Source organism: Actinomadura geliboluensis (assembly GCF_005889745.1).
Taxonomy (GTDB): Bacteria; Actinomycetota; Actinomycetes; order Streptosporangiales; family Streptosporangiaceae; genus Spirillospora; species Spirillospora geliboluensis.
In genome coordinates this window covers 16,349-34,261 of record NZ_VCKZ01000010.1, presented here as the reverse complement: position 1 = coordinate 34,261, position 17,913 = coordinate 16,349, and the positions used below count along the sequence as shown (strand labels likewise).

Annotated in this window: 21 protein-coding genes; 13 read left to right on the top strand and 8 right to left on the bottom strand. The window is 73.1% G+C overall.

Annotation, left to right across the window (positions count from 1 at the left end; genetic code table 11):
- Positions 1–17 precede the first annotated feature (17 nt).
- A complete protein-coding gene (locus ETD96_RS03210) occupies positions 18–1,355 on the bottom strand; it encodes a class I SAM-dependent RNA methyltransferase (RefSeq protein ID WP_386871326.1) in 1,338 nt (445 codons plus the stop codon).
- Complete coding sequence (locus tag ETD96_RS03205; protein ID WP_138633734.1) at positions 1,348–3,381, bottom strand: APC family permease; 2,034 nt, start codon at positions 3,379–3,381, stop codon at positions 1,348–1,350. The genes ETD96_RS03210 and ETD96_RS03205 overlap by 8 nt, the downstream gene beginning before the upstream one ends.
- A gap of 227 nt (positions 3,382–3,608) precedes the next feature.
- On the opposite strand from ETD96_RS03205, the gene ETD96_RS03200 reads away from it, so the two are divergent.
- Entirely contained in the window at positions 3,609–4,274 is a 666-nt protein-coding gene (locus ETD96_RS03200) for a potassium channel family protein (RefSeq protein ID WP_138633731.1), read from the top strand.
- On the top strand, positions 4,274–4,933 hold the full coding sequence (locus ETD96_RS03195; protein ID WP_138633728.1) for a potassium channel family protein: 660 nt from the start codon (positions 4,274–4,276) through the stop codon (positions 4,931–4,933). The genes ETD96_RS03200 and ETD96_RS03195 overlap by 1 nt, the downstream gene beginning before the upstream one ends.
- A 45-nt stretch (positions 4,934–4,978) precedes the next feature.
- Here the strand turns inward: ETD96_RS03195 and ETD96_RS03190 are convergent, their stop codons facing one another.
- The 4 genes from ETD96_RS03190 to ETD96_RS03175 all read right to left on the bottom strand — a co-directional run bounded on the left by ETD96_RS03190 (position 4,979) and on the right by ETD96_RS03175 (position 8,380).
- A complete protein-coding gene (locus ETD96_RS03190) occupies positions 4,979–5,650 on the bottom strand; it encodes a DUF3159 domain-containing protein (protein ID WP_240807157.1) in 672 nt (223 codons plus the stop codon).
- Positions 5,651–5,696: 46 nt separating this feature from the next.
- Positions 5,697–6,119 carry an OB-fold nucleic acid binding domain-containing protein gene (locus tag ETD96_RS03185; protein WP_138633722.1) on the bottom strand — a complete coding sequence of 141 codons (423 nt, stop codon included), beginning with the start codon at positions 6,117–6,119 and terminating at the stop codon, positions 5,697–5,699.
- Between the two features lie 103 nt (positions 6,120–6,222).
- Positions 6,223–7,581: an ABC transporter permease gene (locus tag ETD96_RS03180; RefSeq protein ID WP_138633719.1), complete on the bottom strand. Its 1,359-nt coding sequence runs from the start codon at positions 7,579–7,581 to the stop codon at positions 6,223–6,225.
- A gap of 1 nt (position 7,582) precedes the next feature.
- Positions 7,583–8,380, bottom strand: a complete 798-nt coding sequence (locus ETD96_RS03175) for an ABC transporter ATP-binding protein (RefSeq protein WP_138633717.1) — start codon at positions 8,378–8,380, stop codon at positions 7,583–7,585.
- Between the two features lie 231 nt (positions 8,381–8,611).
- Here ETD96_RS03175 and ETD96_RS03170 point away from each other — a divergent pair, with 231 nt between their 5' ends.
- Positions 8,612–9,892 (top strand): ArsB/NhaD family transporter, encoded by a 1,281-nt coding sequence (locus tag ETD96_RS03170; RefSeq protein ID WP_138633714.1) that lies wholly within the window; start codon positions 8,612–8,614, stop codon positions 9,890–9,892.
- Positions 9,893–9,960: 68 nt separating this feature from the next.
- A complete protein-coding gene (locus ETD96_RS03165; RefSeq protein ID WP_138633711.1) occupies positions 9,961–10,656 on the top strand; it encodes a PIG-L deacetylase family protein in 696 nt (231 codons plus the stop codon).
- Positions 10,657–10,915: 259 nt separating this feature from the next.
- On the opposite strand, the gene ETD96_RS03160 is transcribed toward ETD96_RS03165, so the two are convergent.
- Both ETD96_RS03160 and dut read right to left on the bottom strand, forming a co-directional pair.
- Positions 10,916–11,728, bottom strand: coding sequence for a DUF3710 domain-containing protein (locus ETD96_RS03160; RefSeq protein ID WP_138633708.1), 813 nt, complete (start codon positions 11,726–11,728; stop codon positions 10,916–10,918).
- 3 nt (positions 11,729–11,731) lie between these two features.
- On the bottom strand, positions 11,732–12,223 hold the full coding sequence (dut, locus tag ETD96_RS03155; RefSeq protein ID WP_138633705.1) for a dUTP diphosphatase: 492 nt from the start codon (positions 12,221–12,223) through the stop codon (positions 11,732–11,734).
- A gap of 244 nt (positions 12,224–12,467) precedes the next feature.
- On the opposite strand from dut, the gene ETD96_RS03150 reads away from it, so the two are divergent.
- The 9 genes from ETD96_RS03150 (at position 12,468) to ETD96_RS03115 (ending at position 17,912) form a co-directional block, all read left to right on the top strand.
- Positions 12,468–13,166: a hypothetical protein gene (locus tag ETD96_RS03150; RefSeq protein ID WP_138633702.1), complete on the top strand. Its 699-nt coding sequence runs from the start codon at positions 12,468–12,470 to the stop codon at positions 13,164–13,166.
- Positions 13,163–13,684, top strand: coding sequence for a MauE/DoxX family redox-associated membrane protein (locus ETD96_RS03145; RefSeq protein WP_171068830.1), 522 nt, complete (start codon positions 13,163–13,165; stop codon positions 13,682–13,684). Before ETD96_RS03150 ends, ETD96_RS03145 begins: the two co-directional genes overlap by 4 nt.
- Complete coding sequence (locus tag ETD96_RS03140; RefSeq protein WP_138633699.1) at positions 13,681–14,142, top strand: hypothetical protein; 462 nt, start codon at positions 13,681–13,683, stop codon at positions 14,140–14,142. Before ETD96_RS03145 ends, ETD96_RS03140 begins: the two co-directional genes overlap by 4 nt.
- Positions 14,139–14,693, top strand: a complete 555-nt coding sequence (locus ETD96_RS03135) for a hypothetical protein (RefSeq protein WP_138633696.1) — start codon at positions 14,139–14,141, stop codon at positions 14,691–14,693. Before ETD96_RS03140 ends, ETD96_RS03135 begins: the two co-directional genes overlap by 4 nt.
- Positions 14,681–14,848: a hypothetical protein gene (locus ETD96_RS44380; RefSeq protein WP_171068829.1), complete on the top strand. Its 168-nt coding sequence runs from the start codon at positions 14,681–14,683 to the stop codon at positions 14,846–14,848. The genes ETD96_RS03135 and ETD96_RS44380 overlap by 13 nt, the downstream gene beginning before the upstream one ends.
- 18 nt (positions 14,849–14,866) lie before the next feature.
- On the top strand, positions 14,867–15,421 hold the full coding sequence (locus ETD96_RS03130) for a hypothetical protein (RefSeq protein ID WP_205719084.1): 555 nt from the start codon (positions 14,867–14,869) through the stop codon (positions 15,419–15,421).
- Between the two features lie 87 nt (positions 15,422–15,508).
- Positions 15,509–15,808 (top strand): DUF6412 domain-containing protein, encoded by a 300-nt coding sequence (locus ETD96_RS03125; protein WP_138633693.1) that lies wholly within the window; start codon positions 15,509–15,511, stop codon positions 15,806–15,808.
- Positions 15,809–15,856: 48 nt separating this feature from the next.
- Positions 15,857–16,546 carry a YidC/Oxa1 family membrane protein insertase gene (locus tag ETD96_RS03120; protein ID WP_138633690.1) on the top strand — a complete coding sequence of 230 codons (690 nt, stop codon included), beginning with the start codon at positions 15,857–15,859 and terminating at the stop codon, positions 16,544–16,546.
- A 79-nt stretch (positions 16,547–16,625) separates the two neighbouring features.
- Complete coding sequence (locus ETD96_RS03115; protein ID WP_240807155.1) at positions 16,626–17,912, top strand: cytochrome P450; 1,287 nt, start codon at positions 16,626–16,628, stop codon at positions 17,910–17,912.
- Position 17,913 lies beyond the last annotated feature (1 nt).

Below are 17,913 nucleotides of genomic sequence, written 5' to 3'. Positions count from 1 at the left end.
GGCCGCAAAGGGTTTTCTCAGCCCCGCACCAGCGTCGCCAAACACTCCACATGCTGGGTCATCGGGAAGGCGTCGAAGGCGCGCAGGCCCTCCAGGGTCCAGCCGCGCTCGCTGAAGTAGGCGAGGTCGCGGGCCAGCGTCGCCGGATCGCAGGACACGTAGGCGATCTTGCGGCCGGCCAGCCGGGTGATGTGCTCGACGACCTCGCGGCCCGCGCCGGTGCGCGGCGGGTCGAGGACGACCACGTCGGCGCGCCGGACGCGCTCGCCCCGGTGGTGGCCGCCGCCGCGCTTGTTCTGCGTGCGGGAATGGCTGGAGGCGCGGCCGAACTCCAGGTCGGCGACGACCTCCTCGACGGGACCGCGCTCGATCGACACGTTCGGCAGGTCGCGCAGGTTGAAGCGGGCGTCGCGGACGGCCTGCCCGTCGGACTCGACGCCGACGACGAGGCCGTCCGGGCCGATCCGGTCGGCGAGGACGCCGGCGAACAGGCCGACGCCGCAGTACAGGTCGAGGGCGATGTCGCCGGGCTTCGGTTCGAGGGCGTCCAGCACGGCGTCGGCGAGCAGCTGCGCCGCGCCCGGGTGGACCTGCCAGAAGCCGCTGCCGCTCACCTGGAACAGCCGCCCGGAGACCTCCTCGCGGACGTACGGCAGGGTGCCGCCCGGCTCCGGCTTGCCGCGCACGAGGCGGACCGGCACGTCCAGCCGCGGCACCTTGATCTTGCGGCGGTCGCGGCCGCGCAGCACGACCAGGCGGTCGCCGGTGGTGGCGGAGACGATGCCCTCGACGCCGGACGCGCCGGGCCAGCGCTTGCGCTCGATGCCCATCAGCTCGACGCCCGGGTGGGCGATCAGGCACTCGTCGATCGGCTCGATGTCGTGGGAGCGGTGCCGGCGCAGCCCGACGGTGCCGGACGCGACGGCGAACTGCACGCGGGTGCGCCAGCCCAGCCCGGGCGGCGGCGCGACCTCGGCGTCGACCGGGTAGGGGACCTCCTCGACCGTCACCGTGCGGGTGATGCCGGCGAGGCGCTGGAGCTGCTCCTCCACCACGGCCGCCTTGAGCGCGCGCTGGGCGGGCAGGGAGGCGTGCTGCCAGTCGCAGCCGCCGCAGCGGCCCGGCCCGGCGAACGGGCAGGGCGGCTGGACGCGGTCCGGGGACGCCTCGATGATCTCCACGGCGTCGGCGCGCAGGAAGTTCTTGGTCCGGTCGGTGACGCGGGCCCGCACCCGTTCGCCGGGCAGGGCGTGCCGGACGAAGACCACCCGGCCCTCGTGCCGGGCGACGCAGAATCCGCCGTTGGCGACGTTGCCGACCTCCAGTTCGAGGACGTCGGGTTCGAGTTCAGTCACGATCCGAAACACTACCGGCACCGGGGCGCGTCCCGGTCCGCGGCGGACGCCGGGACGACCCCGGCCCGGGCGGCTCGACCCGCCCCTTCAGCCGGTCCGAGGACTGCAGCTGCCACGCGACGCTGGTCACCATGACGCCCGGCTGGAACAGCAGCCGCCCCTTCAGCCGCAGCGCGCTCTGGTTGTGCAGCAGCTGCTCCCACCAGTGGCCGACGACGTACTCGGGGATGAACACGGTCACGACGTCGCGGGGGCTGCGCCGGCGGACGCTCTTGACGTAGGCGAGGACGGGCCGGGTGATCTCCCGGTACGGCGAGTCGAGGATCTTCAGCGGGACGGGGATGTCGAGGGCGTCCCACTCCTCCTGGAGCCGCCGGGACTCCTCGGCGTCCACCGCGACGGTCACCGCCTCCAGCGTGGACGGGCGGGTGGCGCGGGCGTAGGCCAGCGCCCGCAGCGTCGGCTTGTGGATCTTCGAGACGAGCACGATGCCGTGGTTGCGGGCGGGCAGCGCGACGTCCTCGCCGGAGGGCACCAGCTCCTCGGCGACGCGGTCGTAGTGCCGCCGGATCGCCTTCATCAGCAGGAACAGCACCGGCATCGCGATGCACACGATGTAGGCGCCGAGCGCGAACTTGGTGATCAGCACGACGACGAGGACGATGCCGGTGAGGGTGGCGCCGAACGCGTTGATGCCGCGGGAGGTCTTCATCCGGCGGCGCTGCGCGGGGTCCTGCTCGGCGGCGAGCAGCCGGTTCCAGTGCCGCACCATGCCGACCTGGCTGACGGTGAACGACACGAAGACGCCGACGGTGTAGAGCGGGATCAGCCGGCTGACGGACGCGTCGTAGGCGTAGATCAGCAGCCCCGCCATGGTGGCGAGGATGATGATGCCGTTGCTGTAGGCGAGCCGGTCGCCGCGGGTGTGCAGCTGGCGCGGCAGGTAGCGGTTCTGGGCGAGCACCGAGGCGAGCACCGGGAAGCCGTTGAACGCGGTGTTGGCGGCGAGGAACAGGATCAGCGCGGTCATCGCGGTGACGAGCGCGAAGCCGGGGGTGAAGTTGCTGAACACGGTGTGCGCGACCTGCGCGATCACCGGGTCGGCGTGCTCGATCACCTGCCCGGTGGCCGGGTTGACGAGCACGCTGTCCTGGCCGAAGTCGGTGAACCGGACGTCGGTGATGAACGCGAACGCCACCACCCCGCCGAACATCGTCATCGCGACGAGCCCGAGCGCGAGCAGCGTGCGGGCGGCGTTCTCGCCCTTGGGCTTGCGGAACGCCGGGACCCCGTTGCTGATCGCCTCGACCCCGGTCAGCGCGGCGCAGCCGGACGAGAACGCCCGCAGCAGCAGGAAGACCAGCGCGAACCCGGCGATGTCGGTCTCGTCGCCGCGGACCTCCAGGTGCGCGGTCTCCGCCTGCAGCTCGGCGCCCGCGACCAGCCGGATCAGGCCCCACGCCAGCATGCTGAACACCGCGAACATGAACAGGTAGGTGGGGATCGCGAACGCGACCCCGGCCTCCTTGATGCCGCGCAGGTTGCCGATGGTGAGCAGGACGACGATGCCTATCGCCACGGCGACCTCGTGCGGCTGCATGAACGTCAGCAGCGCGCCGAGGTTCTCCACGCCGGACGAGACCGACACCGCGACGGTGAGGGTGTAGTCGACGAGCAGCGCGCTGGCGACGAGGACGCCCCAGTTGTCGCCGAGGTTGGTGGTGGCGACCTCGAAGTCGCCGCCGCCGCTCTGGTAGGCCCGGACGTTCTGCCGGTAGGACGCGACCACGGTCAGCAGGATCACCACCACGGCCGCGGCCACCCAGGGGGTGTAGTGGTACATCACGAGGCCGCCCGCGCCGAGCGCGAGCAGGATCTCCTGCGGGGCGTAGGCCACCGAGGACAGCGCGTCGCTGGCGAAGACCGGCAGCGCGATCCGCTTCTTCAGCAGCTGCTCGTGCTGCTGGGAACTGCTCAGCGCGCGGCCCAGCAGAAGCCGCTTCGCGAGGTCCGGAACCCTTGACACGAAAGGAGAGCCTAGCCCCGTCCGATGACACCGTTTTCCCCACCCGGTCGGAGACCTGGTTGGGTAGTACTCGCCTGGGGGGATGTGTAGGTTTGCAGCCCGGCAGGGATCATTTTTCGGAAAACGGTCCTCGGGTGCGGCACGGCGTCGGCGGCGCAGCGACGAATGCCGTGCACCGGCGCGGGGGTACAGGGGGAGCGTCCCCCTGGACGGAAGAGGGAACGGCCGTGCATATCGTGATCATGGGATGCGGGCGGGTCGGCTCGACGCTCGCCCACATCCTGGAGGACAAGGGCCATTCGGTGGCCATCATCGACCAGAATCCGGAGGCGTTCCGCCGGCTGCGCAGCGGGTTCCGGGGCCGCCGCATCACCGGGTTCGGATTCGACCGCGATGTGATCGCCGAGGCGGGCATCGAGCGGGCGTCGGCGTTCGTGGCCGTCAGCAGCGGCGACAACTCCAACATCATCTCCGCCCGGGTGGCGCGCGAGACGTTCGGCGTCGACAACGTGGTGGCCCGGATCTACGACCCGCGCCGCGCGGAGGTCTACCAGCGCCTCGGCATCCCCACGGTCGCGACGGTCCGCTGGACGGCCGACCAGATCCTGCGCCGGCTGCTGCCGGAGGGCGCCGAGCCGCTGTGGCGCGACCCGACCGGCGCGGTCGTCCTCGCCGAACTGGACTCCGGGCACCTGTGGGTCGGCGCGAATGTCGGCGCGCTGGAGGAGCACGCCGGCACCCGGGTCGCGTTCCTGTCGCGGATGGGCGAGGCCCTCGTCCCCGACCGGGACACGGTGATCCAGGACGGCGACATCGTGCACATCATGGCGAGCGCCGACGATCTGGAGCGGGTGAACGCCGCCGTCGCGGCGCGGGACGGAGAGGACGCCTGATGCGGGTCGCGATCGCCGGGGCCGGCGCGGTGGGCCGCTCCATCGCCCAGGAACTGCTGGAGAACGGGCACGAGGTGCTCCTGATCGACAAGAACCCCAAGGCCATCAAGGTGGAGATGGTGCCGCGCGCGGAGTGGCTGCTGGCCGACGCGTGCGAGATCTCCTCGCTGGACGACGCGGTTCTGGAGCGCTGCCAGGTCGTGGTGGCCTCGTCCGGCGACGACAAGGTCAACCTCGTGGTGTCGCTGCTCGCGAAGACGGAGTACGGGGTGCCGCGCGTGGTGGCGCGGATCAACCATCCGAACAACGAGTGGCTGTTCAACGAGTCGTGGGGCGTGGACGTGGCCGTGTCCACGCCGCGGCTGCTGTCGGCGCTGGTGGAGGAGGCGGTCAGCGTCGGCGACCTCGTCCGGCTGATGACGTTCCGGCAGGGCGAGGCGAACCTGGTCGAGCTGACGCTGCCGGACGACGCGCCGCTCGGCGGGCAGCGGGTCGGGTCGGTGGAGTGGCCGCGCGACACCGCGCTCGTGGCGATCCTGCGGGAGGGGCGGGTGCTGGTGCCGTCGGCCGACGACACCCTGGAGCCGGGCGACGAGCTGATGTTCGTGGCCAGCCAGGACGTGGAGGACGAGCTCGCCGAACTGCTCGGCGGGCGCTGAGCCCCCTCACCGAGACCCTCGCGAGAACCCGCCCGGCCGTTCCGGTCAGGCGGGTTCTTCGCGTTCGATCGGGGTGCGGCCCCGGGCGAGCAGCCACACCATCGCCGCCAGCGCGGCGACCTGCAGCGGCCAGCCCATCACGATCTTGGCGGTGCCGAGCAGCCCGCTCTGGTCGCCGTCGGCGAGGTAGATCGGGTACTGGACGGCGACGCGCGCCGCGCAGGGCAGCACCAGCAGCCAGGTGAGCCGGGAGCACAGCTTCACGATGCCGGGGTCGCGCCGCCAGGCGGTCGGGTCGCCGGTGACCGAGCCGATGATGAAGCCGACGACGGGCCAGCGCACCGCGATCGAGAAGATCATCGCGGCGGCGTAGCCGGCGTTGAGGATGATGCCGGGCAGGAAGGCGTCCTCGGCCTTGCCGGAGCGCAGCGCGAAGAACGCGGCGATCGCGATGCCGACGAGGCTGTTCAGCACGAACTGCGGGCTGGAGCGCTGCGCGATCCGGACGACCAGCAGCACCACCGCCGCGCCGATCCCGGCCGCGACGGCGAGCCTGATGTTCTCGGCCGCGACGTAGGTGCCGGTGAACGCGATCGTCGGGACGGCGGCCTCCAGCATGCCGCGCACGCCGCCGAGCGCCTTGGTGAGCTGGGCGCGCACGGCCGCCTCGACGGTGTCGTGCGCGGCGGTCTCCCGCCCGGCTGTCGTCTCGCTCACGCTGCCACTTCGCCCATCTGCCCTCCCGGCCGCCCGGGGACGGCCGTCACGAGCCGCCGCGCAGCTCGTATCGCGGATTGAACATGACCTTGCGCCCGTCCTGCACGCTGACCAGCCCCTCGGCGCGCAGCCGGCGGCCCGGGTCGATGCCGGCGATCTTGCGCCGGCCGAGCCAGACCAGGCTGATCACGTCGGTGCCGTCGTAGAGCTCGGCCTCCAGCGCGGGCGCGCCGCCCCGCGGCCGCAGGGTCACGGTACGTAGCGTACCCGCCACGCAGTTGCGCGTGCGCGCGCCGCACTCGGTGATCGGCGTCGCGCCCTCGTCGCCGGTGGTCTTCTGCAGTTCCTCGGCCTCGAGCTCGGCCTTGCCGGCCGCCATCCGCCGCAGGAAGCGCCGCAGGCCGCCCCTGCCGCGCTCGTTCCCCCCGGGGTCCGCCTGGGGCGGCGTGCCGGCCGAAACCTCGTCCATACCTCGAAGCGTATGACATCCGCGGACGAATCGACCCCCCGCCGGTGCCCCCGGACGCGCGTCGCGCGCCCATCCGGGCCGGATGGGCGCGCGACGCGGGCCGTCAGCGGAGGGCGGCCTCCACGGCCGGGACGCGGAACGTGCGGCGGGTCGCGGCGTGGGCCGTCGCGCCGGTCAGCACGGCGGCGAGGGCGGCGACCGCGAGGTAGATCCACACGTCGCCGTCGGGGACGGGCGAGTCGCGGCGGGCGAGGCCGAACGGGACGATCGTGAAGACCGCCGCGACCGACCCGAGGAGCAGGCCGGTGGCGGTCAGCACCACCGACTCCAGCGCCACCGCGCCGAGCAGCTGGCGCGGGGTGGCGCCGGCGAGCCGGGTCTGGCCGAACTCGCGGCGCCGGTGCGCGGTCGCCGCGACCAGCGTGTTGACCAGCATGATCGCGGTGAACAGCACCACCATGCCGATGACGACGAAGTTGAGCGTCTCGATGCTCTTCTGCTCCGACGTCTTGGCGAGCCCGGCGGCGTCCATGGCCGCGTTCTCGGTGGCCTGCAGGTACAGCGTGCCGACGGCCGTCCCGACGAACAGCACGACCGGCGTCACCGCGGACGCGAGCGCGCCCGTCCGGCGGCGCATCGTGTCCGCCGCGAGGCTCCCGGCCGCACCGCCGAGCAGCCGCAGCGGCCCGGCGGTCAGGGCCGTCACCCGCCGCATGATCGCCGGGGCCAGCAGCGCCAGCCCGATCCCGGCGAAGATGTCGGCCTGCCCGGACGTCGCCATCGCGTCGCTGCCCTGGCCGTCCATCACCGTGACGGTGATGGACGCCTCGGTCACGGCGAGCAGCAGGAACACCGCCGCGAACACGATCCGCTTCCTGCTCAGCCGGGTGTCGTCGGTCGCGGCCGCGGCCATCGACTCCGCCACCCGGACGCGGACGGCGCGGCGCGCGGTGATCAGCGCGGCGGCGACCGCGGAGACCAGCGTGACGCCGATCCCCATCGACAGCGCGGCGGCGCCGAAGTGGTGGCCGACCCCCGCCGGCACCTGGCCGGTGTCGTGCAGCAGCCCGAGCAGCGCCCGGCCGGCCCCGATCGCGGGGACGACCGCGAGCAGCGCCGCCACCAGCGCCAGGCCCGCCGCCTCGCCGACGATCATCCGGGCGAGCTGCGCCGGGGTCGCGCCGACGCTCTTCAGCAGCGCGATCTCCGCCGCCCGCTGCCGGACCGACAGGGTCAGCGTCGAGGCGACCGCGAAGACCACCAGCAGCAGCCCCCAGCCGCCGACGACGGTCGCCATCGTGACGAGCGTCTCCCGGGTCTCCCCGGTCGCGCCGCTCGCCTCCGCCGTGTCGAGCATCGAGGCGAACGCCATGATCATGACGGCGCCGAGGAGCAGCGCGAGGAAGCTCGCCGTGAACGCGCTCGCGCGCTTGCGCAGTGACCGCAGTGCCAGTCCGAACATGTCAGGCCCCCGCCATCGCGCGCTGCCGCTCGACCTCGTCGGCCAGGTGCGTCATCCGCTCCGCGACCGACTCGGCCGTCGGCGCCGTCTGGTGGCCGACGATCCGCCCGTCCGCCAGGTACAGCACGGAGCCGGCGAACGACGCGGCGACCGGGTCGTGGGTGACCATCACCACCGTCTGCCCGGACTCCCGCACCGACTCGCGGAGCAGCTCCAGCACGGAGCGCGCGCTGCGGGTGTCGAGCGCGCCGGTCGGCTCGTCGGCGAACACCACCCGCGGCCGGGTCACCAGCGCCCGCGCGATCGCCACCCGCTGCTGCTGGCCGCCCGACAGCTCCGCCGGCAGGTGGTCCAGCCGGTCGCCGAGCCCCACCCGCTCCAGGACGGCCCGCGCCCGCGCCTTGTCGACCCTGCTTCCCGCGAGCTTCAGCGGCAGCACCGCGTTCTGCATCACGTCCAGCGTCGGCAGCAGGTTGAACTGCTGGAAGATGAAGCCGATCCGCTGCCGCCGGAACTTGGTGAGCGCGGCCTCCCCGCCGTCGGTCAGCTCCGCGCCGTCCACGAAGACGCGGCCCTCGGTGGGACGGTCCAGGCCCGCCGCGCACTGCAGCAGCGTGCTCTTGCCCGACCCGGACGGGCCCATCACCGCGGTGAACGACCCGGCCGGCAGCGACAGCGACACGCGGTCCAGCGCCACCACCTGATTGCCCTCGGCGCCGTAGACCTTGCGCACGCCGTCGAGCCGGAGCGCCTCACCGGGCGCCTGGGCCGCCGCGGCGGTCCCGCCTCGTCCGAACATCGTTCCCTCACCTTCGCCCGGCGCCCCCTCGCGGGGCGCCTCGGCAACGAAATTACGGACGGCGGACGCCGCCGGGGATGGGTCCAGCACGCCGATCGGGGTAGGCAAAACCCCACCATCGCCGAGACGGCGGCATCGCCATCGGCACGCGCCGCCCGCTAGAGTCGCCTCCGGTGCGCCGGGAAGTCTGGTCGGCAGGTCCGTCAGCCGTACACCCGACCGGGAGGCTTTGTGCAGGCCACCGCCGCGATCGTCATCTTCGTCTGCGCCTACGTGCTGATCGCGTCGGAAAAGGTGCACCGGACGGCGGTGGCGCTCGGCGGCGCGGGCCTGATGCTGCTGCTGCACATCACCGACGCCCACGGCGCCTTCTTCTCCTCCGAGTCCGGGATCGACTGGAACGTCATCTTCCTGCTGCTCGGGATGATGGTGATCGTCTCGGTGCTGCGGCGCACCGGCGTGTTCGAGTTCGTGGCGATCTGGGCCGCCAAGCGCGCGCGGGGGCGCCCCTACCGGCTGATGGTCATGCTGGTCGTGCTGACGGCGGCGGCGTCCGCGCTACTGGACAACGTCACCACCGTCCTGCTGATCGCGCCCGTCACGTTCCTCGTCTGCGAGCGGCTCGCGCTGCGTCCCGAGCCGTACCTGATCGCCGAGGTCATGGCGTCCAACATCGGCGGCACCGCCACCCTCGTCGGCGACCCGCCCAACATCATCATCGCCAGCCGGGGCGGGCTGTCGTTCAACGACTTCCTCGTCCACCTGGCGCCGCTGGTGGTGGTGCTGGTCGTCGTGTTCTGCCTGCTGTGCCGGTGGCTGTTCCGCGCCGAGTTCCGCTACGACCCCGACCTCGCCGCCGAGGTCATGGCGCTGGAGGAGCGGGAGGCCATCACCGACCGGCGGCTGCTCGCGCAGGGGCTCACCGTCCTCGCGATCGTGATCGCCGCGTTCGTGCTGCACCCCGTGCTGCACTACGAGCCGTCCGTGGTGGCGCTGCTCGGCGCGGGCCTGCTCGTCGCCGCGACGAAGGTGACCACCGAGGAGGCGCTCAGCGAGGTCGAGTGGCCCACGCTCGTGTTCTTCGCCGGGCTGTTCGTGATGGTCGGCGGGCTCGTCGAGACCGGCGTCATCGGCGACGTCTCCCAGGCCGCCGCCGACGCCACCGACGGCCGGCTCGGCGTCGCGGCGATGCTGCTGCTGTGGGCGTCCGCGGTGCTGTCGGCGATCGTGGACAACATCCCCTACGTCGCCACGATGAGCCCGATCGTCGCCGACCTCGTCCAGCAGCACCCGGGCGGCGAGGGGAACGTCCTGTGGTGGGCGCTCGCCCTCGGCGCCGACCTCGGCGGCAACGCCACCGCCATCGGCGCCAGCGCCAACGTCGTCGTGCTGGGCATCGCCGCCCGCAACGGCACCCCGATCAGCTTCTGGCGCTTCACCCGCTACGGACTCGTCGTCACCCTCGTCACGGTCGCCCTCGCCACGCCGTACCTGTGGCTCCGCTACCTGTAGGCCCCGCCTTCCCGGCCCCGCCCCGGCGGACCGCGCCGGGCGCCCCGGCGATCGGCCAGGATGAGGGGATGGACGTGGTACCTGAGGACTGGGAGCGGGCCCTGGCGATCGTCGCCCACCCGGACGACCTGGAGTACGGGTGTTCGACGGCGATCGCCAAGTGGACCGCGCAGGGCAAGGCCGTGACGGAGGTGCTCGCCACCCGCGGCGAGGCCGGGATCGACTCGATGGACCCCGAGGAGGTCCGGCGCATCCGCACCGCGGAGCAGATCGAGGCGGCGCGCCGGGTCGGCGTCGGCACCGTCGAGTTCCTCGACATGCCGGACGGCATGCTGGAGTACGGGCTGCCGCTGCGGCGCGCGCTCGCGAGCGCCATCCGCCGGCACCGGCCCGAGGTGGTGCTGTCGATCAACTTCCGGGAGGGCTTCCCCGGCGGCGGGTTCAACATGGCCGACCACCGGGTGCTCGGGCTCGCCGTCGCGGACGCCGTCCGCGACGCCGCCAACCGGTGGGTGTTCCGCGACCTCGGGCTGGAGCCGTGGCAGGGCGTCCGGTTCACACTGTTCAGCGGGTCGCCGCAGCCCACGCATTACGTGGACGTCACCGGGCACCTGCAGGCGGGGATCGACTCGCTGCGCGCGCACGAGGTGTACTTCTCCAACCTCGGCGCCGACTTCGACGCGGCGGAGTTCCTCACCGGCATCGCCGAGCCGGCCGGGCGGGAGGCCGGCGTCGAGCACGCGATGGCGTTCGAGATGATCTGAGCCGCCGTCCGGGACGGTCCGGGCCCGTCCGGGCGCGGATCAGTGCCGGGCGTTGGGCCGCTTGCCCTTGTTGTGCTTGCCCCGCTTGCGGGCCCTGCGCTTGCGCGTCTTCTTCGACATGCCCCGATTGACCACCCGCGCGGGCCGCGAGGCAAGGGATCGGCCGGGGCCGGGGAAAGCGAAACCCGCCCGGCCGCACGTCCGAAAAGGCGTGCGGCGCGGGCGGGCCTGAGTTCGCGGGCCGCGGCGGTGCCGCGGGTCAGCGCACCTCGGTGATCTCGGGGCCGCGCTCGAACGGGTCGAAGGTCTCCACGGCCTCCTCCTCGCCGTCCTGCCCGGCCTCGCTGAACTCCTTGGGGATCTGCAGCTCCAGCAGGTCGCGGGGCGGCATCGGCGCGTCGCCGCGGACGACGACGACACCGCGCAGCACGTCCTCCAGGACCTGCCACTGCTCCTCGTCCTCGATCGCGGCGCCCTGCACCACGGCCTGCAGGAACCAGCGGGGGCCGTCCACGCCGAGGAAGCGGATGATCTGCGGCGCCCAGCCCTGCTCGACGAACTCGGCCGGGATCTGCTCGCGGACCTCCTGCGGCATCTCCGCGAGGACCTCCTCGGTCAGCGCCGCCGGGACCATCGCCAGCAGCTCGGGGCCGAACGGGCCCTCGCCCTCCTGGATCTGGCCCTGGGCCTCCTCCTGGATGTCCTTGGCGGTCTCGCGCCGCACGTCGTCCCAGATGCCGCTGCGCTTCGGCGCCGCGAACACCTGGAGCTGCATGGCGCTCTCCTCGTACTGCACCAGCACGGCGACGGGCCGCCCGTCGAGGGGGTTGCCCTCCTCGTCCACCTGGGTGGCCTCGAAGTTCACCTGGAAGCCCAGCCCCGGCGCGACCGGGATCTGCAGGGAGCCGAAGTCAAGCCGCTGCAGCTCGGGGAAGGAGTCCTCGGAGTCCCACGGGCCGCCCTCGGCCGACTCCGCCTTGGCGGGAGCCTCCTCGGCGGTCTCCGCCGGCTCCGCGGTCGCCTCGGGCTCCTTCTCGGGCTCCTCGGCCTGCCGGCGACGTCCAAAAGCCACGACTCACGCTCCTTCTCGACTGTGCTCATTGTTCCCGAAAACGCGCGTGGCGCCGAATCCGCCCGTGGACCCGAACCCGCCGGTTCCGCGCGCCGCTCCGGGAAGGTCGGCGACCTCGTGGAACACCGCCCGCTCCACCCGCTGCACGACCATCTGCGCGATGCGGTCTCCGCGCCGCAGCGTCACCGCGGCGCGGGGGTCGGTGTTCAGCAGGGTCACCTTGATCTCACCCCGATAGCCGGCATCGACCGTACCGGGTGCGTTGACAATGGTCACCCCCAACCTAGCGCCCAATCCGGACCGGGGGTGAATGAAAGCGGCGTAGCCGTCCGGCAGCGCGATCGCGACGCCCGTCGGGACGACGGCGCGCTCCCCCGGCGCCAGCTCGACGTCCACGGCCGCGACCAGATCGGCGCCCGCGTCGCCCGGATGCGCGTAGGCCGGCAGGGGCAGCTCGGGATCCAGCCGCTTGATCAGCACATCGACCTTGCTCACGGGCTCCACCTCAACGCGTACCTGCCGGAGGACCACCCGACCCTACCGACGGCGCCGTGCCCGGACGCGGCCGAAACGCCGCCGTGGGACACCGCCGCCGCGCGGGTCCGGCAGTTGACCCTACCCGTTCCCGGACGTGACCACTTCCGGAAGGTTTATCCCCGAAGCGGTAGATCACGCGTAGCGTCACCCCTGTTACCCGCGGTGCTTCTGTGGGGCGTGCGTCCCGCAGGGAGGGGGCGGCATGGGCATGGCTGGACGCGAGGTCACCCACCGTTCGCTGGACGGCGTGCGGGTCCGGCTCGCCGGCGCCCACGACCTCGGGCGCCCGTGCACGTCAGTGGCGCGGATCGCCGACCGCGGCCGGCTCCACGAGATCTCCGGCGGCACCCGCGCGGACGCGCTCGGCTGGGCCGAGGACATCGGCGTCGAGCGCTTCGAGCAGGAGTTCCGGCTGCAGGGCGGACGGCTGCGGGTCGGCCGGGCCGAGACCCGCGACCCCGACACCGGGCAGCGCGACCCCGTCCTCGCCGCCGTGTGGGAGGGCCGCCGCCACGCGGTGTTCACCCACCTCTACCACGGGCGCCCGGCGGACGCGGTGGCGTTCTTCGGCACCGTCCGGCTCACCGAGCACGAGGACGGCATCGTCGCCGTGCCGCGCGGCCGCGCCCGGCGCGCCGAGCCGGCCGAGATGGTCAAGGAGGTCCCGGGCCTCGGCCTGCTGGAGATCACGCCGCTGACGGCGGGCACCCGCCGCCGGCTGCCGCCCTGGCGGGGCGCCCGGGTCGCGGGCGGCGAGCTGTTCCAGGACACCGTCGAGGGCCAGGGGCCCTACTTCCTGCTGGCGCTGAGATCGCTGCTGGTGACCGTCCTGCCGGAGGAGGACCGGGTGCGCGAGGTCCCCCGGCGGCTCGCCGGGCTGGCGGTCGAGGCGGTCCGGTGACCGGCCCGCTCGCCGGGGTCGCGGTCTCGCTGGTGCTCCTGGCGTCGGCGTTCGGCCAGGCCGCCCGTCCCCGCGCGCTCGCCGCCGCGCTGCGCGCGCACCGGGTGCTCCCGCGCGCCGCCGCGGCTCCGGTCGCGGCCCTGGTGATCGCCGCCGAGGCGCTGACCGGCGCGGCGGGCGCGGTGGCGCTGCTGCTCTGGCTGGACGGTCCGCTGCGGGCGTCCTGCGGAGCGGCGGCCGTCCTGCTGGCCCTGTACGCGCTCTACGCGGCGCACGTCTCCCGTACCCGCCGGGGCGTGCCGTGCGGGTGCGCGGGCGACGGCACGCCGATGACCGGCTGGGTCGCCGGCCGCGCCGCCGCGCTCTCCCTGCTCGCCCTCACCGGCGCGCTGCTCGGCCTCCCGGCCGCGCTCACCGCCTACGAGGTGTCCATCACGGTCGCGGCGGGGGCTGCGTTCGCGGTGCTCCTGTGGACGCTGCCCCGCGCCATGCTCACGGAGAGGAGGACGGCCGGATGAGCTTCCAGAACAGCGCGCTGCTGCTGTCGTGGGTCGCGATCCTGCTGCTCGCCCTGGTCGTCGCCGGTCTCGTCCGGCAGGTCCACGCCCTCGGCCAGGGCGCGCCCTCGGCAGGGCTCGGCCCGGCGCCGGGCACGGCCGCGCCCGCCTTCGACCGGCTCGGGCCGGGCCTGCTGCTCTTCCTGGACCGCGACTGCGGCGTCTGCACCGACGTGCTGGCCGCCGCGGGCGCGCTCGACCGGCCGCTGCACGCGATCTTCGCGGGTCCGCCGCCCGACCCCGGGCCGCCGCCGGGCGCGACCGTCCTCACCGGCGAGCAGGACGGCCTGTTCGCCGACTACCGCGTGCCCGCCACCCCGTTCGCCGTGCTCGTCGGCGCGGACGGCCGGGTGCGGGCCGCCGAGCCGGTGGGCTCGCCCGAGGCCCTCCGCGAGCTGGCCCTGGAGGCGGCGCGATGATCGAGCTCGAAGACGTCCCGCCGCTGCGGGGGCCGCGCCCCGCCGGGGCCGAGCGCGTCCGGCGGCGGCCCGTCCCCCGCGACGAGCCGAAGTTCCGGCCGGCCCGGCGCAGCCTGCTGACCGGCCTCGCCGCCGCGGGCGCCACCGCAGGGCTGAAGGCGCTCGGCGTCTTCCCGCCCGCCCGGGAGGCGCTGTCCTCCGGCTTCCAACTGGTCGGCTACTACGACATCTACCCGCGCTGCCCGTCGTACGCGGCGAACCACAACTGCTCCCCCGGCTGCGGGCCGAGCTACGTGTGCAGCTGGTGCTGCCGGACGAGCGGCAAGTACAAGGGCTTCCACAAGTCGGGCGTCTCCGATCCCGGCCGGTACAAGCTGCGCCCCAACCAGTGCTACGGCGGCGGCTACGACGGCTGGCTCTGGGCCTACTCCAAGAGCTGCGGCAGCTGCAAGAAGGGCGTCACCTGGCGCTGCCACGACGGCTGGAAGAAGTCGAAGAAGGGCAACTGGTACAAGACCATCTGCCGGAAAGCGACGGCGTGCAAGAACTGACCGCCGGGCGGCTGCGGCGGGGCCTGACCGACCCGCTCCTCCCCGTCGCCGCCCTCGCCCTCCTCGCGGTCTCCGCCGCCGCGCTGGACGCCGCCGTGCTGTGCTGGTCGTCGATCGGCGCCCTCGCCGGGTTCTCGCTGTCGGGCAGCGTCTGAACGCGCAACAGCGAATCGGTGCTGTTCTCGCCAGGCTGGCGGGCCCCGGTACGGCAGGGCGAGGTCCTGGCCGTCTTCACCCTCGGGCTGCTGCTCGGGGGCACCCTCAGCGCCGCGGTGATCTACCTGCTGACCGGACTCGCCGCGCCGCTCCCGGCCCCTGTGCGGACGTCCGCGATCCTCGCCGCGGCCGCCCTCGGCGCCGCCCGCGAGTTCGGCCTGGTCCGCTTCCCGCTCCCGCAGAACGCCCGCCAGATCCCGCCGGACGTCCTCCAGACCCGCCTGCGCCGGGGCACCCTCCAGTTCGGCTTCGAGCTGGGCACCGGCGTCCGCACCTACGTCCCCGCAACATCCCCGTATGTCCTGGCATTGGCCCTGTTGCTGGCCGGCCTCTCCCTCCCCCTGACCCTCCTCACCGGCGCGGCCTTCGGCCTGGGCCGCGCTCTGAGCGCCACCCTCACCTACCTGGCCCAGGACGACCACCGCGACACCGCGATAGCCACCCGAATGCCCCTAACGAAGACCACCACGGCCACTGTGTTCGTATCCGCTCTCACGCTTCTCCTTCTCTGACGCTCTGCCACCTGGCCGCAGCCAAGGCGGTGGAAACAGCCGATTGGTGAGAGACTGAGGCGTACGTCCGTACGGGAAGGTCTGCGCATGCTCTGGTCGCTGGTGGTGTTCCTCGCGTTGCGGGGGTTCGCCGTGGCCGAGTGGGCGGGGACGGCGCCGGGCCAGTCGGTGCTGGTGGCGCTCGGCTCGTTGACCGTCGCGGGGCTGCTGGTGCTTGCGGCCGTGCGGTTCCGCGCGGCGCGGCGGGGGCAGCGGGCGGTGCTGGCGCGGGTGCGCACGACCCTGCGCGAGCGGACGCTGCGCACGGCCTTCCTGCCGCAGCGCGACCCGGACGCGGCGGGACGCCCGCGTCCGAGAGCGCCCGGAACGGGGATCGCGGCCGCCTGAGCGCGGCCGGAACGCCTCCGATCCCCTCTCGTTCCGGAAGGTCCTCTCATGTTCGATGTTCCCGTCTCGATCGCCCATGCCCTCGTCTCCGGGCTGGCGGACGGCCTGGAGCCGTCCGCCGGCGGGTCCGCCACGGCGCTGGCGATCGTGCTGTTCACCCTGGCCGTGCGGCTGCTCCTCGTCCCGCTCGCCGTCGCGGCGGCCAAGGGCGAGCGCACGCGGGCGCGGCTGATGCCCAAGGTCCAGGCGCTGCAGAAGAAGCACGCGAAGAACCCCGAGCGCCTGCGGCGCGAGATGGCGGCGCTGTACGAGGCGGAGGGCGCGTCGCCCGTCGCCGGGTGCCTGCCGATGTTCGCGCAGATCCCGTTCTTCATGGTCATGTACCGGCTGTTCATGTCGGCGACCGTGGCGGGGCACCAGAACGCGCTGCTGGCGCACACGCTTCTCTCCGCGCCGCTGGGGCAGAACTGGATCGGGGTCCTCGGCGGCGGGCTGCTGTCGCCGCCCTCGCTGGTGTTCATCGGGCTGTTCGTCCTGCTGGGCGCGGTCGCGGTGTGGTCGTCGCGGCGGGTGACCGCCGAGGGGCCGATGGGCGCGGTCGCGCGGGTGCTGCCGTTCGGGACGGTGGTCTTCGCGGCGTTCGTGCCGCTCGCGGCGGGGCTGTACCTGCTGGTGTCGGGGACGTGGACCGCCGTCGAGCGCGCCGTGCTGCAGCGGAAGGTCGTCGCGGTCGCCTGAGGGGGCCTTGACGGGGTGCCGGTGGCTCGGTTCGATTGAACCGAATCAGATTCTGGACGATGTGCGAGGACGGTGCGCAGTGACGACGACGGTGCCGGACCCCGGCCGGCTGAGCGTTGCCGACCTGCCCTTCTGGGCGCTGCCCCCGGAGCGGCGGATGGCCGAGTTCGCGGCGCTGCGGCAGCGCGAGCATCCGGCGTTCTTCCAGGAGCTGAAGCTGCCGTTCGTCAAGCAGGGTCCCGGCTTCTACGCGCTGACCAGGCACGCCGACGTCGTGGAGGCCAGCCGGTCGCCGCAGATCTTCAGCAGCGAGCCGTGCTCCAACAGCATCGCCGACCTGCCCGGCTACCTCGCCCGCTACTTCGGGTCGATGATCAACATGGACGACCCGCGGCACGCCAAGATCCGCAAGATCGTGTCGCGGGCGTTCACCCCCCGGGTGCTGGAGAAGATGGAGGCCGACCTGCAGTCCGCCGCGACGCGGATCGTGGACGACCTGGTCGCCAAGGGCTCGGCCGACTTCGTCACCGACGTCGCGGCCCGGCTCCCGCTCCAGGTCATCTGCGACATGATGGGCATCCCCCAGCACGTCCGGCCGATGGTGTACGAGCGGACGAACATCATCCTCGGCCTCGGCGACCCCGAGTACAGCGGCGGCAAGGACTACAGCCGCGACGGCATCACCCGGCTCGGCGCGCTGTACGGGCTGCTCAAGGTGCTGACGGCCGGGTTCGAGCTGAACCACCTGGCGATGAAGCTCGCCCGGCTGCGCCGCCGCCGGCCCGGCGACGACCTGGTGTCCGCGCTGATCGCGGCCGAGGTGGACGGGGAGCGCCTCACCGACCAGGAGATCGGCTCGTTCTTCATCCTGCTCGTGGTGGCCGGGAACGAGACGACGCGGAACGCGATGTCGCACGGCCTCAAGCTGTTCACCGACAACCCGGAGCAGCGCGCGCTGCTGCTGGAGGACTTCGACACGCGGATGCCGGGCGCGGTCGAGGAGATCGTCCGGATGGCGACGCCGGTGATCCAGTTCCGCCGGACGCTGACCCGCGACCACGAGATGAACGGCCACCAGTACCGCGCGGGCGACAAGGTCCTGCTCTTCTACAACTCGGCCAACCGCGACGAGACCGTGTTCGCGGACCCGGACGTCTTCGACATCACCCGCTCCCCCAACCCGCACGTCGGGTTCGGCGGCCCCGGCCCGCACTTCTGCCTCGGCGCGAACCTCGCCCGCCGCGAGATCACGGTGATGTTCCGCGAGCTGTTCACGCGCGTCCCGGACATCCGCGCCACCGGCGAGCCGGACCGGCTGTTCTCCAGCTTCATCAACGGGATCAAGCACCTGCCCTGCACGTTCTGAC